Source organism: Streptomyces sp. NPDC046931, from assembly GCF_040644655.1.
GTDB lineage: Bacteria > Actinomycetota > Actinomycetes > Streptomycetales > Streptomycetaceae > Streptomyces.
This window is the reverse complement of record NZ_JBEYWX010000009.1, coordinates 256,430-270,306: the sequence shown is the minus strand read 5'-3', so window position 1 is coordinate 270,306 and position 13,877 is coordinate 256,430. Positions and strand designations below refer to the sequence as shown.

The window sequence follows — 13,877 nt, the reverse complement described above, 5'->3', positions numbered from 1 at the left end:
CAAAAGGAGTCGAGCGTACTCCTGCCCCCATGGGCATTTCAGGTGCTTGCTGAATATGACATGGCGATGATCCGGTCGGACTAAGCTCGCCCGCGGCGCACCGAGTTGAGGCGTAATCGTGCGCTTGTTCCCCGATATATGGAAGATCCTTCGATGCCGGATTCCTTTCCGGTATCTACCCCGCTTTTGTCAGGCAAGCACCCGATCCAGCCGATTCGTCTCAGAGGGCATACATGGTGAGTGTTCCATCGCCTCCCGGTGGCCGTGAACTTCCCTACGCACCCGCGCTGTTGCTGCCCGCCATACTGATGGCCGCGGCCACCGGGACCGCCGTCGTCGTGGTGACGGCCCCCGCCCGGTCCGCCGTCGGCTGGTTCGGCGCCGTCGCCACGCTCCTCGTCACCGCCGTCTCGGTCCTGGCGGCCCGCCGGGACCGCGCACTGCGTTCGCTGCGCGCCGACTTCGCACAGCGGGCCGCCTACCTCGAACAGCGCATCGCCGCCCAGGACGACGACCTCGAGTTCTTCCGCACCGAGATCGTGCCCAGGGCCCTGGACACGGTCCGGGACGGAATCTCCCCCGCGGAGGTCATCCGAACGGTCGTCGACGAGAACCCTCATTTCCGCGGACTGCCGCATCCCCAGCGCCAGTTGCTGCGTACCGTGCTCCAGATCGTCGACCGCGAGATCGCGCGGCGCGACTCCGCGCTGCGTGCCTTCGTCAACATCGCCCGCCGGGTCCAGGCGCTCGTCCACCAGCAGGCCAAGGAACTCAGGGAGATGGAGGAGGACCACGGCCGCAATCCCGAGGTCTTCGACGACCTGCTGCGCATCGACCACGGCACCGCGCTGATCGGCCGCCTCGCCGACTCCATCGCCGTCATCGGCGGCGGCCGGCCCGGCCGCCAGTGGCCCCAGCCGGTGCCGCTCTACAGCGTGCTGCGCGGAGCGATGTCCCGCATCCTGGAGTACACCCGCATCGAGCTGCACTCCATCGCCAAGGTCAATATCAAGGGCACCTCCGTCGAGCCGATCATCCACGCCGCGGCCGAGCTGCTCGACAACGCCACGCGCTACTCCCCGCCCCAGACCAAGGTGCACATCACCGCCACCGAGGTGCAGACCGGCATCGCCGTCGAGATCGAGGACGGCGGGATCAGCCTCAGCGAGGAGAACCGCGCCAAGGTCGAGCGGATGCTCGCCGAGGCCCAGGCCGGTGTGGACGTCCAGGAGATCGGTGAGGCGCCGCGACTCGGCCTCGCCGTCGTGGGACGCCTGTCGACGATGTTCAACATGCACATCTCGCTGCGGCAGTCGGCGTACGGCGGCGTCCGCGCGATCCTCGTGATCCCGAACGACATGCTGACCACCGACCCCGCCCCGGGGTTCGCGCACGGCATCGGCGCCACCTCCGTGCCGACCCTGGACAACGAAGGGGTCAAGGGACCCGACCGGGTGCAGAAGAGGCGCCGTCCGACCACCGGGCCGCGCGTCCCGGAGCAGTTCGCCACCGATGACGACGCCCCGGTGGTGACCGAGTGGACCCCGAACGGTCTGCCGCAGCGCCGTAGCCGGGTGAAGACCCCGCTCAGCCGGCGCATGGCCGAGGCCGCCGCCGCGGAGGCCGCCGCCCAGGCCGTCGAGGCCGCGACGCACGCCCCCTGGACGCCGGAGCCCGAACCGGAGAAGGAAGAGCCCGCTCCCGGTCTGTGGGTCGAGGCGTTCATGAACGGGCTCAAGACCGCCCCGGACCCGAACGCCTTCTCCGCCGGGCCCCCGGCCGCCGACCCGCACGCATTCACCAGCAACGACGAGCCGGCCCCTGCCCAGGCCGACGACGAGGGGGACCACAAGTGATCCAGCAGCGAGGAAATTTCGACTGGTTGCTGAAGGAACTCGCCGACGGCGTGCCGGGCATCCACCAGGTCGTGGTGCTGTCCGCCGACGGTCTGCGCATCGCCCGCTACGGCGGTGACCCGGACGCGGCCGACCGCATCGCCGCGGCCTGCGCCGGGCTCCAGAGCCTGGCCGGAGCGGTCGCGGGCGAGATCCCGGACAGCGACGGCCGGATGCGCATGGTCATCATCGAGATCGACGGCGGCTATTTCTACATGATGGCGGCCGGCCCCAACGCCTACCTCGCGGTCCTCGCCGACACGGTCGCCGAGGCCGGACTGATGAGCAACCGCATGCGCGACCTCGTCCTTCGCATCGGTTCCCATCTGACGAGCCCGCCGCGGCGCAACGGGCAGACCGTATGACTCCTCCGCAACGCCGCCGGCGTCAACCCAGGGAACAGCACCCGCCGGAGCCCGTCGCGGCAGGCGGCCCCAAGGAGGGCGAGCAGAAGAACCCCGAGCGGCTGTACATCCTCACCGGAGCGGCCGCCGGGGGCGAGCGCGCCCCCATCGACCTCGTCACCCTGATCGTGACGAGCGCCGACCCACCGCCCACCGCCACGCCGGAACAGTCGGCGCTGCTGCGGCTGTGCCGTGCCCCCCTGTCCGTGGCCGAGATCTCGGCCTATCTCAGTCTGCCGTTCGGCGTGGTGACGTTCCTGCTCACCGACCTGCTGACGGCCGAACTGGTCCAGGCACGCGCCCCGATCGTCCGCCAGGCGGTGCCCGACCGATCCCTTCTCGAAGCGGTGATGCATGGACTTCAAAAGCTCTGACGCCGTCCCCGGTCCACGGGCCCAGGACCACCTGCCGCACACCACACAGGCCGCGGTGAAGATCGTGATCGTGGGCGGCTTCGGGGTCGGCAAGACCACCATGGTCGGTTCCGTCAGCGAGATCAGGCCGCTGACGACCGAGGAGACCATGACCCAGGCAGGCATCGGGGTCGACGACAACTACGGCTCCGACACCAAGACGGCCACCACCGTGGCCATGGACTTCGGCCGGATCAGCGTCACCGAGCAGCTGGTGCTCTACCTGTTCGGCACCCCGGGTCAGGAACGGTTCTGGTTCCTGTGGAACGGCCTGTTCGAGGGCGCGCTCGGTGCGGTGGTGCTGCTCGACACCCGTCGGCTCGAGGTCAGCTTCGATGTCATCGGCCGTCTGGAGGAGCGCGGCGTGCCCTTCGTGGTCGCCGTCAACTCCTTCCCCGACGCGCCCCGTTACCCCGTCGAGGAGCTGCGCGGAGCCCTCGATCTGCCCGAGGAGATCCCGATCGTCGAGTGCGACGCACGGCGCCGGGCCTCCAGCCGTGAGGTCCTGATGACGCTGATGCGCTTCCTGCACTCCCTGGCGGTGGCACACGCCCCCGCCTGACCTGTGGCACACGCCCCCGCCTGACCTGTGGCACACGCCCCCGCCTGACCTGTGGCACACGCCCCCGCCTGACCGGGGCACGCCCCGGCGATGCCCGACCCCACCCCAGACACCGGATGCCCCCGACGTTTCGGAGCGACCATCGTGACGCCTGAATCCCACTCCCTGACCGACAGGGACCTCACCTCCGACGACACGCCCGTCCCGCCGCCCGGCTGTCCGGCCCACGGCCTCGGCCCCGGCGGAGTGCGCCGGCTCTACGGTCCCGAGGCGGAAGACCGGAGAGCCCTGTACGAGAAACTCCGTGCCGAGCACGGCGCCGTGGCCCCGGTGCTGATCCACGACGACGTGCCGATGTGGGTGGTGCTCGGCCACAGCGAGAACCTGCACATGGTGCGCTCCCCCTCGCAGTTCACACGGGACAGCCGCATCTGGGCCCCGCTGAGGTCCGGCCGGATCAAGCCGGACCACCCGCTGACCCCGCACTTCGCCTGGCAGCCGATCTGCTCCTACGCCGAGGGCGACGAGCACCTGCGGCTGCGCGGCGCGGTCACCGGCGCCATGTCGACCATCGACTACCGGGGACTGCGCCGGTACATCAACCGCACGACGCAGGCCCTCGTCAACCGGTTCTGCGAGGAGGGCCGCGCCGATCTGGTGGGCCGGTTCGCCGACCACCTGCCGATGGCGGTGATGTGCGAGGTCCTCGGCATGCCCGACGAGTACAACGACCGGATCGTGCACGCCGCCCGCGACATGCTCAAGGGCACCGAGACCGCGATCGCCAGCAACCAGTACATCGTGGACGCCCTGACCCGGCTCACCGCCCGCCGCCGCACCCAGCCCGAGGACGACTTCACCACCCACCTCGTCAACCACCCGGCACGGCTGACCGACGACGAGATCAGGGAGCATCTGCGGCTGGTCCTGATCGCCGCCTACGAGGCCACGGCCAACCTCATCGCCAACGTGCTGCGCGTGATCCTCACCGACCCCCGCTTCAGGGCCCAGCTCAACGGCGGGCAGATGACGGTCCCCGAGGCGGTCGAGCAGTCGCTGTGGGACGAGCCGCCGTTCAGCAGCATTCTCGGCTACTTCGCCAAACAGGACACCGAACTGGGCGGCCAGCGCATCCGCAAGGGCGACGGACTGCTCTTCGGCATCGCGCCGGGGAACGTCGACCCGCGGGTACGGCCGGACCTCTCCGCCGGCATGCAGGGCAACCGCTCCCACCTCGCCTTCGGCGGCGGCCCGCACGAGTGCCCGGGCCAGGACATCGGCCGCGCCATCGCCGACACCGGCATCGACGCGCTGCTGACCCGGTTGCCGGACATTCAGCTCGACTGCGCGGAGGACGAGTTGCGCTGGACGGCGTCCATCGCGTCACGGCACCTGGTGGAGCTGCCGGTGCGGTTCGAGCCCAGGCCACCGCAGGACGTGAGGCAACGGCCCGCCCTGCGCCCGCTGCCGGTGCAACGCCCCGGCTGGCTGATCACGACCGCCGGGCCGCAGAGCACGGAGCCGACGGCCGACCGGCCCGCCACGCCGGACACGGTCGCCGCCTGGTCGGTTGTGCCGGAACCGGCCGCGGCGCCGCAGCGCCGGCCCGGCCTGTGGCGGCGGGTGCTGCGGTGGTGGCGGGGGGACTGAGCCGCTACCCGGCCCAGGTCTCGTACGCCGACCATGCCTCGAGCACCCGCCCGCTGACGAAGCGGTGTGCTTCCCCCGTGACCGGATCGGTGAACTCCAGGACCCGCGCCAGCAGTTGGAGCGGGCGCCGGAAGTCACCGGCCGGCCGGGGGCCGGTCACCACGGGGTAGAGCGGATCGCCGAGGATCGGCAGCCCCGACGCGGCCATGTGCACCCGCAGCTGATGGGTCTGCCCGGTGGCGGGGAGCAGCCGGTACCGGCCATGGCCTGCACGGTGTTCCAGCAGCTCGATCCGGCTGATCGCGTTGGGCTCGCCGGGCACCTCCCCGGCCGCGAGGACCCCCCGTTCCTTCACGATCCGGCTGCGCACGGTGCGCGGCAGGGCCACCTCTGGGTCGTACGGGGCGACGGCCTCGTACTCCTTGGTGACGCGTCGGTCGCGGAACAGCGTCTGGTAGCTGCCCCGGTCCTCGGGCCGCACGGTGAACAGCACGAGGCCCGCGGTGAGCAGGTCCAGCCGGTGAGCGGCGGTCAGCGCGGGGATCCCGAGGTCGCGCCGGAGCCGGGCGAGCGTGGTCTCGGCGACATGACTGCCGCGCGGGGTCGTGGCGAGGAAGTGCGGCTTGTCGGCGACGACGATGCGCTCGTCGCGATACACCACCTCGACCGGGAACGGCACGGGATGCTCCTCGGGCAGCTCCCGGTGGAACCACACGTACATGCCCGGCACATACGCCGCGTCGCGCGTGACCGGTCGCCCGTCGGCCCCGACGATCAGCCCCGAGTCCAGCATCCCGTCGATCACCCCGTCCCCGGCCGCGAGCCGCGCCACGAGGTGGTCCCGCACGGTGACCCAGCCCTGCCCGAACGGCAGCCTCACCCGTACCGCGTCGACCCCGTCGCGCTGGGGCAGGGGAGAGGGCGGGATCCGGGTCTTGCGTCGCATCACGGCCAAGCGTACGAGGTGCCGGGGAGTGGGTGACGTGGGAGTGCCGGTGGCCGCCGGCCGCGTCGTGCGGTGCCGCGCGCAGCCAGGCCGGGTCACACGTCCTCGCGCCCCTTGCGGAGGCCCGTCCATTCGCGATATGTCGTGTGTATTGCCTCAGGCGGCTCCTGGGCACCGTCTTCGGGGCGCTCTCCAACGCACTCGGCATGCTGGTGCGGGAGAGGGAATCGATCATCGGGATCAACACCTTTCTGCCGCTTCCGCTGACCTTCCTGGCCTCCGCCTTCATGGCGCCGTCGCAGATGCCCTCCTGGATACGGCACATCGCCGACTTCAACCCGCTCGACTGGGCGATGGTCGCGGGCCGTTCGGCGATGTCCGCGCACCCGGACCGGGGGGATGTGCTCGGCCGCGGCGGGGCGCTGCCGGGACCGGCGGTCGCGGCGCTCTGGCTGTCCGTCCGGACGTTCCGGTCCTACCAGCGGTCGGTGTGAGCATCACACGGCATCACATGGCGTCACACGGCGTCATACGGTGAAGGGGCGGCACCGCTTCGGTGCCGCCCCTGTCCGTCCTCCCGCCCGTTCTCACGCGGCGGACGCGTCCTCCTGCTCCGCCTCGATGCGCGCGTTCCATTCCCGCTTGGACGCCTGCCAGCCGTCCTCGTTGTGACCGAGGCGCCAGTAGCCCGAGATCGAGAGGTCCTCGCGCGGAATGCGGTACTCGATGCGCAGCAGCCGGCGCAGCTCCTTCACGCAACCGGCCTCGCCGTGAACGAACGCGTGCACCCGGCCCGCCGGGAACTCGAGCGCCCGCACCGCCTCGACCAGCGCCTCGCCGACCGGTCGGCCGCCGCGGTGCAGCCAGACGACCTCCACATCGGAGTCGATCTTCAGCTCGTCCTCGGGGCCCCCGACCTCCACGAAGGCGTATGTCTCGGCGCCCTCGGGCAGTGCCTCCAGGGCGGCCGCGATCGCCGGCAGCGCGCTCTCGTCCCCGGCGAGCAGATGCCAGTCGGCGCCGGTGTCCGGGGCGTAGGCGCCGCCGGGACCCATGAACCGCACGGTCTCGCCCGGCTGCACGCGCAGAGCCCAGGGGCCGGCGAGGCCCTCGTCGCCGTGGATGACGAAGTCCAGGGTCAGTTCCCGGTGTTCGGGGTCCCAGGCGCGTACCGTGTACGTCCGCGTCACGGGCCACTGCTCGCGCGGGAACTCCTCGCGGATGCGCTGCATGTCGAAGGGCTCGGGGTAGGTGACGCCGTCGGCCGGGAACACCAGCTTCACGTAGTGGTCCGTGCAGCCGCCCGTCGCGAACTCGGCGAGACCCTCGCCGCCCAGCACCACCCGCTGCATATGCGGGGTCAGCCGCTCCGTGCGGACGACCTGTGCGGAGTGGGCCTTGCGTGCCCTGCCTGCCGGGCGCTCTGCCATGACGCTCTCCCCCATCCCTTGCTTAGGCTTACCTAAGTTAGCATCTCCTCTCAGTTAACACCTCCTCCGTGAAGAGTCGATGCCCGGGGCGGAGGCGTGTCGGGCAATGTCAGGTGCCGAGCGTGGTCAGCAGGCGCTGCAGTGAGCTGCCCAGGCCCCAGCGGGCCGCCAGCGCATCCAGTGCCACGGGGTGACGCGGAGCGCGCGGCAGGGACGTGTCGACCTGCGGCAGCGGGACGTCCCCGGCGACCCGTACGACCCTCGGTGCGACCGCCACGTACGGCCGTGCCTCGTCGAGCCGCTTGCGCTGGGCCGGACTGAGCCGGGACGCCGGGTCGTCCACCGCGGCCATGATTCCCTCCAGGTCCCCGAACTCCGCGAGCAGCTTCGCCGCGGTCTTCTCGCCGATGCCGGCGACGCCCGGCAGCCCGTCGCTCGGATCGCCGCGCAGCAGCGCCAGATCCGCGTAACCGGGGCCGTCGACGCCGTACTTCCCGCGCAGCACCGCCTCGTCGGTGAGCTGGAGCGTGCCGACGCCCTTGAGCGGATACAGCACGCGTACCCCGCGCGCGTCGTCGACCAGCTGGTACAGATCGCGGTCGCCGGTCACGATGTCCACCGGCCCCTGCGCGCGGGCCGTGAACGTGCCGATCACGTCGTCCGCCTCGTACCCCGCCACGCCGACGCGTGCGATGCCCAGCGCGTCCAGCACCTCCTCGATGACCGGGACCTGCGGGGAGAGCGTGTCCGGCACCATCTCCTCGTCCGGGCCCGCCGTGTGTTCCTCGGCCACCCGGTGCGCCTTGTAGGAGGGGATCAGCTCCACCCGCCACTGCGGGCGCCAGTCCGCGTCCATACAGGCGACCAGGTCGTCCGGGCGGTGGTCCCGGACCAGTCGGTCGATGAAGTCGAGCAGGCCGCGCACGGCGTTCACGGGCGTGCCGTCCGGGGCCTTCACGGACTCAGGGACGCCGAAATAGGCGCGGAAGTAGAGCGAGGCGGCATCGAGGAGCATCAGGCGTCGGGTCACCTGCCGCATCATGCCGTACGGCACGGACAGGGCCCGAAGGCTCCTGTGGAGGCCGCCGGGGCGTTCGGTCCGCGTACGGGCGTATGAGAACGTCCGTACGGGCGTACGAGAAAGATCCGGACAACCCGATCGGCTCCGGGGCGCCGCCGGCGGCCCCTTCGCGGACCCCCGACCGGCGGGACCGCTCGCTTCGGCCTCCCCCGGTCCCGGCCGCGCGCCCCGCCCCGCACCCGGGCGCAGGGGCTGCTGGGACGCCTGTGCCACCTCTGATCAGCTCTTTCGTCTGGGGCGGGAGCGGTGTGCGCGGGGTGGCGGAATGGCTCGTACGGTGGCGCGAACGTGGACCCGCACCACTCTTGTATGTGACACCGATGTGACGGGCGCATGAAACGGTTTGCCGAACATGCGTAGGGTGCAGACAGAACTCACAGAGGCAGTGCACCGACGCACCACCGGGCAGTGGCGGCATCCGCCGGGCGCGGCAGGCGGACCGACGAGTGAGGGAGGGAGCCGGAGCGATGGGCGACCACAAAGAGCAGCCCCTTCGGGTGGGCGCCGCCGTCCGGCGGCGACGCCGGACGCTGGAGCTCACCCTCGCCGTCGTGGCCCAGCGCAGCGGCCTGTCGGTCCCCTTCCTGAGCCAGGTCGAGAACGAGCGGGCGCGTCCCAGCCGTCCTTCCCTGGAGCGGATTGCCGACGCGCTCGGCACCACCGCCGTCGAACTGCTCGCGGCGGCCGACCCGGCGTGCAGCGTGGACGTCCTGCGCGCCGACGACGAGGCCGTGGAGCCGGGACGGGCCCTGGTGCGCCCGCTGGTGCGCGGCCACCACCAGCTGCACGCGATGGAGTTCATCGGGGACCACGACGAGGGCCGCGAACTCCAGCACCGCAACGACGAGTTGATGTACGTCGTCGAGGGCGGCGTCGAGGTGGAGGCGGAGGGCCGGGCGCACCGGCTCGGACGCGGCGACACCCTGTACCTGAGCGGGGGAGTGCGCCACCGCTGGCGGGCGACCGTGCCGGACACCCGGGTCATCGTGGTCGCGGTCTCGGACCATGTCGAGGCGGTCGAGGATCCGTCGCGCCGGCGCCGCTGACCTGCCGGACACCCTGTCGCCGCCCACATGCCCGAGGAGGCCGGGATGCGTGTCGTCTCGCTCGTGCCGTCGCTGACCGAGGCGGTGGCCGCCTCCGTGCCGGGCGCACTGGTCGGTGCGACCGACTGGTGCAGTCACCCCGCGGACCTCGACGTCGTCCGGATCGGCGGCACCAAGAACCCGAAGGTCGAGCAGATCGTCCGGCTCGCCCCCGACCTGGTGCTCGCCAACGAGGAGGAGAACCGGGAGCCGGACCTCACCGCCCTGCGGGAGGCGGGCCTGGAGGTCCTCGTCACCGAGGTGCGGGATGTACCGGCGGCGTTCCGTGAGCTGGAGCGGGTCGTGGCCGCGTGCGGGGCGCCCGCCCCGCCGGGCTGGCTGGACGAGGCCCGCGCCGCATGGGCGCGGCCGCCGGTGCCCCAGGGCCGGACGACCGCCGTGGTGCCCGTGTGGCGACGGCCCTGGATGGTGCTGGGCCGCGACACCTTCGCCGGGGACGTCCTGGCCCGGCTCGGCGTGGACAACGTGTACGCGGCGCACCCCGAGCGCTATCCCCGGATCCCCCTGGAGGACCTGCGCGCCGCGGCCCCCGGACTCGTGGTGCTGCCCGACGAGCCGTACCGGTTCACGGCCGAGGACGGCCCGGAGGCGTTCCCCGGGACGCCGTGCGCGCTGGTCGGCGGGCGGCACCTCACCTGGTACGGCCCGTCCCTGACCGAGGCTCCGCGGGTCGTCGCCGAGGCGCTGCGAGCAGCTCGCCGCTGACGACGCCCCGGGCCGTACGGACGGCGGCGACGGCCCAGGCGGCGACGAGCAGCACATAGAGTCCGGTGGCGAGCGTGTCGAGGACGGCGAGCCCGGTGCGCCGCGCCAGCGCCTCCGCCCCGGTGACACAGGTGCCGACCGGAAACGTGAACGCCCACCACGTCATGGTGAACCCCATGCCCCGCCGCAGCGCACGCACCACCAGCGTGCCGGCGAGGGCCAGCCACAGCAGGGCGAAGCCCAGCACGGGAACGCCGTAGAGCAGAGCGAGGACGTCGAAGCCCCGGGCGTACGGCGACGGCACGACCTCCGGCGCGCCGGCCGCCAGCGCGCCCGCGGCGGTGACGGACTGGCCGAGCGGACCGAGGACCAGGAACAGGGTCGGAGTCGAGGCGAGCGGCAGCGGCCCCCGGATGACGAGCCGGGCGAGGATGAGCGGCAGCATCGCGAACGTGGCCAGCAGGCTCAGCCCGGCCATCGCCAGGCAGCCCAGCAGCACGGTCTCCCGTCCCTGCCCCGCGGGCAGATGTGAAACCAGCGGCGGCCCCTGGGCCGCGGAGACCATGGGGGCGACCAGGGGCAGCAGCCAGACGGGACCGGCCTGGTCCGGCTCGATGCGGTGCCGGGCCACCATCAGATACGGCACCGCCACGGCGATGACCAGGCCCGCGACGCTGCCCGCCGTGAACAGGACGGCGTCCAGGGCGACGGCGAGGCCCGGCCCGGTCCAGTCGCGGCCCACCACCACGGCACCGCCGCCCACGGCGAGCAGGGCCATGGCGAAGCAACCGTGGAAGGGGGCCACGGCAGGGTCGAGGAGCTGGGCGCGGGCCCGGTCGCGATGGTGGATCCAGTGCAGGGCGCGGGCGCACAGCAGCACCACGAGCAGGACCAGGGAGAACGCCCATACGGCCGTGCAGGCGGCTCGCAGTCCCGGCACGTGCCCGGCAGCGGGCAGACCTGCACCGGCCGTCGCCACGATCGCGGTGCCCATGACGGAGGCGTACCAGTTCGGGCCGAGCTGCCGTACGGCGGTGGCGCGCCGTCGGGGGACGCCGGGCAGGACGAGGGGCGGGGCTGCGGTGACCATGTCTGCACGGTCCCCCGCGGCCACGCTGCCGACCAGGGACCACGTCTCTATGAGGACATAAGCTGTGCTTATGAGTACGGGCGAGGACACAGCGACCCCGGTGGCCCCTCTGGCGCACCGGGTGCCGGACCTGGGCGCCCTGGAGCTGCTGCTCGCCGTCGCCCGGCTGGGGAGCCTCGGGCGCGCGGCGCGGGAGCTGGGGATCACCCAGCCCGCGGCCAGCAGCCGGATCCGGTCCATGGAGCGGCAGCTGGGCGTGGCGCTGGTGGACCGCTCGCCGCGCGGCTCACGGTTGACCGACGCCGGGGCACTGGTCACCGACTGGGCGCGGCGGATCGTGGAGGCAGCGGAGGCGTTCGACGCGGGGGCACAGGCGCTGCGCGGCCGGCGGGACTCACGGCTGCGGGTGGCCGCGAGCATGACGATCGCGGAGTATCTGCTGCCCGGCTGGCTGATCGCGCTGCGGGCGCAACGGCCGGACACGGCGGTGTCGCTGCTGGCCGGGAACTCGGCGGCGGTCGCCGGGCGCTTGCTCGCGGACGAGGCGGACCTGGGTTTCGTGGAGGGCCTGACCGTGCCGGCCGGCCTGGACGAGGTGGTCGTCGCCCATGACCGGCTCATCGTGGTGACGGCACCGGGGCACCCCTGGGCGCGCCGCCGTGTGCCGCTGTCCGCCGGGGAACTGGCCTTGACCCCGCTGATCCTGCGGGAGGAGGGCTCGGGCACCCGCCAGGTACTCCAGGCGGCCCTGGGCGGCCTGGCCCGCCCCCTGCTGGAGCTGTCCTCCACGACGGCGGTCAAGGCGTCCGCGATCAGCGGCGCGGGCCCGGCGGTGCTGAGCGAACTCGCCGTCGGGGAGGAGCTCTCGGCCCGCCGCCTGGTGAGCGTTCCCGTGGAGGGCGTACGGCTGGACCGGGCGCTGCGGGCGGTATGGCGCACGGGGCACCGGCCGACGGGTCCGGGACGGGACCTGCTGGGACTGACCCGGGACTGATTGCGGGGTGGCGGCCCCGGGCGCGGTCACGTGGACGACGCGGCCCGCACCAGCGCCCCCATCACCCGCAGGTCCTCGCCCATCTCCGGATGCCACTGGACCCCCACCACCCACCCGGGCCCCGGCCGCTCCACCGCCTCGACGGTGCCGTCCTCGGCGTACGCCGACACCACCAGCCCCTGGCCGAGCCGTTCCACCGCCTGATGGTGGTGCGTCGGCACGGACACCGACTCCGGCGCCACCTCCGCGTACCGTGTGCCCGGCACCGGCTTGACCGTGTGCCGTCCGAACACCCCCACCCGCTCGACATGCCCCTCGATGTGCTGCACGAGCGTGCCGCCCAGGGCCACGTTCAGCAGCTGCATCCCGCGGCAGATACCGAGCAGGGGGGTGCCGGACGCCAGTGCCGCCTCGATCAGGGCGAGTTCCCAGGCGTCCCGCTCGGGCGCCGGCGAACCGGTCCGCGCGGAGCGCTCGGCGCCGTAGCGGGACGGGTCGACGTCCGGGCCGCCCGAGATCACCACACCGTCCAGCCGGGCCACCGTGGCCGCCGCGTGCGCCGGATCGTCCGGCGGCAGCATGGCGGCCAGTCCGCCGGCCCGCTGCACCAGTACCGGATAGCCCGCCGGCAGCAGCGCCGCGTCCAGCTCCCACCGGCCCCAGCGGGTGCCGGCCTCGAGATACGTGCTCACGCCGATCAGCGGTCGTCCGGTCACATGGGCCTCCCCGGGGATCCAATGGAATGAATGTATACCTTTATCGGGACGTGCACGGACCGTGAGTCCGGGGTCGCGTACCGGCGCGCTCACGCCAGGAAACCCCGCAGCAGCGCCGCCGTCCCCGCGCAGTGCTCCCGCGTCATCTCCCGCGCGCCGTCCGCGTCACCGTCGAGCACCGCCTCCACCAGCGCCTCGTGCTGCCGCTGCGAGTGCTCCAGGTTCCGCACCAGCAGCGGGATGCAGTCGAGCAGGTCGTTGACCGTCGCCCGGACGGCCGCGTACTGCGCCGTCAGCGAGGGCGAGCCGCACAACTCGGCCAGCGTGAGGTGCAGCAGCGTGTCCAGCCGCCGGTACTCGGCGAGAGGGGCGTCCTGCGTCCGCGCCAGCGCCTCCCGCAGCCGCTCGGCCTGCTCCCCGGTGAGGCCGTGCGCCGCACACAGGCCCGCCGCCCCCACCTCCAGCACCTCGCGGAACCGCAGCACGTCCTCGATGTCGGTTCGCTCGACGCGCCGGCGCAGCTCGTCCTCGCCGCCCACGTCGGCGCGCGGGCGCACGAACGTGCCGCCGTAGCGCCCGCGCCGCGACTCCACCAGACCCTGGTCCTGGAGCACCTTCAGCACCTCGCGCAGCGTCACCCGGCTGATCCCGAGACGTTCCGCCAACTCCCGCTCGGCGGGCAGCCGTTCACCACCGGGCACCAGCCCGAGACGGACGACCTGGAGGATCTGCTCCAGCGCCTCCTCGAAGCCGTTGCCCGCCCGTACGGGCCGCAGCACCGGTGTCAGCCGGTCCCGCGGGCCGCCGCCGGACTCCGCCTGCGACATATGGCCGCGCCCCCTTCCCAAAAAATGGTTCTCGGAAATACCTTATGACTCTCGGCGG

At 72.5% G+C, this 13,877-nt stretch carries 14 protein-coding genes and 1 pseudogene; 9 read left to right on the top strand and 6 right to left on the bottom strand.

The annotated features are described in order from the left end of the window. Window positions 1–233 precede the first annotated feature (233 nt). The 5 genes from ABZ876_RS19050 (at window position 234) to ABZ876_RS19030 (ending at window position 4,924) form a co-directional block, all read left to right on the top strand. Complete coding sequence (locus ABZ876_RS19050; protein WP_361782019.1) at window positions 234–1,856, top strand: ATP-binding protein; 1,623 nt, start codon at window positions 234–236, stop codon at window positions 1,854–1,856. After that, window positions 1,853–2,260, top strand: a complete 408-nt coding sequence (locus ABZ876_RS19045; protein WP_361782016.1) for a roadblock/LC7 domain-containing protein — start codon at window positions 1,853–1,855, stop codon at window positions 2,258–2,260. The genes ABZ876_RS19050 and ABZ876_RS19045 overlap by 4 nt, the downstream gene beginning before the upstream one ends. Beyond that, window positions 2,257–2,673, top strand: a complete 417-nt coding sequence (locus ABZ876_RS19040) for a DUF742 domain-containing protein (protein WP_361782013.1) — start codon at window positions 2,257–2,259, stop codon at window positions 2,671–2,673. The genes ABZ876_RS19045 and ABZ876_RS19040 overlap by 4 nt, the downstream gene beginning before the upstream one ends. Next, window positions 2,654–3,274, top strand: a complete 621-nt coding sequence (locus ABZ876_RS19035) for an ATP/GTP-binding protein (RefSeq protein ID WP_361782010.1) — start codon at window positions 2,654–2,656, stop codon at window positions 3,272–3,274. Before ABZ876_RS19040 ends, ABZ876_RS19035 begins: the two co-directional genes overlap by 20 nt. Before the next feature lie 144 nt (window positions 3,275–3,418). Then, a complete protein-coding gene (locus ABZ876_RS19030; RefSeq protein ID WP_361782007.1) occupies window positions 3,419–4,924 on the top strand; it encodes a cytochrome P450 in 1,506 nt (501 codons plus the stop codon). Window positions 4,925–4,928: 4 nt separating this feature from the next. Here the strand turns inward: ABZ876_RS19030 and ABZ876_RS19025 are convergent, their stop codons facing one another. Continuing rightward, window positions 4,929–5,870 (bottom strand): RluA family pseudouridine synthase, encoded by a 942-nt coding sequence (locus tag ABZ876_RS19025; protein WP_361782004.1) that lies wholly within the window; start codon window positions 5,868–5,870, stop codon window positions 4,929–4,931. 164 nt (window positions 5,871–6,034) lie between these two features. Between ABZ876_RS19025 and ABZ876_RS19020 the strand changes: the two are divergent. Further along, window positions 6,035–6,364 (top strand): annotated as a pseudogene (locus ABZ876_RS19020) (ABC transporter permease); the annotation flags it as partial. Between the two features lie 93 nt (window positions 6,365–6,457). Here ABZ876_RS19020 and ABZ876_RS19015 read toward each other — a convergent pair. Both ABZ876_RS19015 and ABZ876_RS19010 read right to left on the bottom strand, forming a co-directional pair. After that, entirely contained in the window at window positions 6,458–7,300 is an 843-nt protein-coding gene (locus ABZ876_RS19015) for a siderophore-interacting protein (protein ID WP_361782001.1), read from the bottom strand. A 109-nt stretch (window positions 7,301–7,409) separates the two neighbouring features. Next, window positions 7,410–8,339 (bottom strand): 5'-3' exonuclease, encoded by a 930-nt coding sequence (locus ABZ876_RS19010; protein WP_361782084.1) that lies wholly within the window; start codon window positions 8,337–8,339, stop codon window positions 7,410–7,412. A 509-nt stretch (window positions 8,340–8,848) separates the two neighbouring features. On the opposite strand from ABZ876_RS19010, the gene ABZ876_RS19005 reads away from it, so the two are divergent. Both ABZ876_RS19005 and ABZ876_RS19000 read left to right on the top strand, forming a co-directional pair. Continuing rightward, window positions 8,849–9,427: an XRE family transcriptional regulator gene (locus tag ABZ876_RS19005; protein ID WP_361781998.1), complete on the top strand. Its 579-nt coding sequence runs from the start codon at window positions 8,849–8,851 to the stop codon at window positions 9,425–9,427. Window positions 9,428–9,472: 45 nt separating this feature from the next. Continuing rightward, the gene (locus ABZ876_RS19000; RefSeq protein WP_361781995.1) at window positions 9,473–10,192 is read left to right on the top strand and encodes a helical backbone metal receptor; all 720 of its coding nucleotides are present in this window, start codon (window positions 9,473–9,475) and stop codon (window positions 10,190–10,192) included. On the opposite strand, the gene ABZ876_RS18995 is transcribed toward ABZ876_RS19000, so the two are convergent. Then, entirely contained in the window at window positions 10,119–11,282 is a 1,164-nt protein-coding gene (locus ABZ876_RS18995; RefSeq protein ID WP_361781992.1) for a TDT family transporter, read from the bottom strand. The two genes, ABZ876_RS19000 and ABZ876_RS18995, sit on opposite strands and share 74 nt — an antisense overlap. A 70-nt stretch (window positions 11,283–11,352) precedes the next feature. Here ABZ876_RS18995 and ABZ876_RS18990 point away from each other — a divergent pair, with 70 nt between their 5' ends. Continuing rightward, a complete protein-coding gene (locus ABZ876_RS18990) occupies window positions 11,353–12,276 on the top strand; it encodes a LysR family transcriptional regulator (protein WP_361781989.1) in 924 nt (307 codons plus the stop codon). 26 nt (window positions 12,277–12,302) lie between these two features. Here ABZ876_RS18990 and ABZ876_RS18985 read toward each other — a convergent pair whose 3' ends face one another. Together ABZ876_RS18985 and ABZ876_RS18980 are read right to left on the bottom strand one after the other, a co-directional pair. After that, window positions 12,303–12,992: a gamma-glutamyl-gamma-aminobutyrate hydrolase family protein gene (locus ABZ876_RS18985; protein ID WP_361781986.1), complete on the bottom strand. Its 690-nt coding sequence runs from the start codon at window positions 12,990–12,992 to the stop codon at window positions 12,303–12,305. Window positions 12,993–13,081: 89 nt separating this feature from the next. After that, complete coding sequence (locus ABZ876_RS18980; RefSeq protein WP_361781983.1) at window positions 13,082–13,819, bottom strand: FCD domain-containing protein; 738 nt, start codon at window positions 13,817–13,819, stop codon at window positions 13,082–13,084. Between the last annotated feature and the right edge of the window lie 58 nt (window positions 13,820–13,877).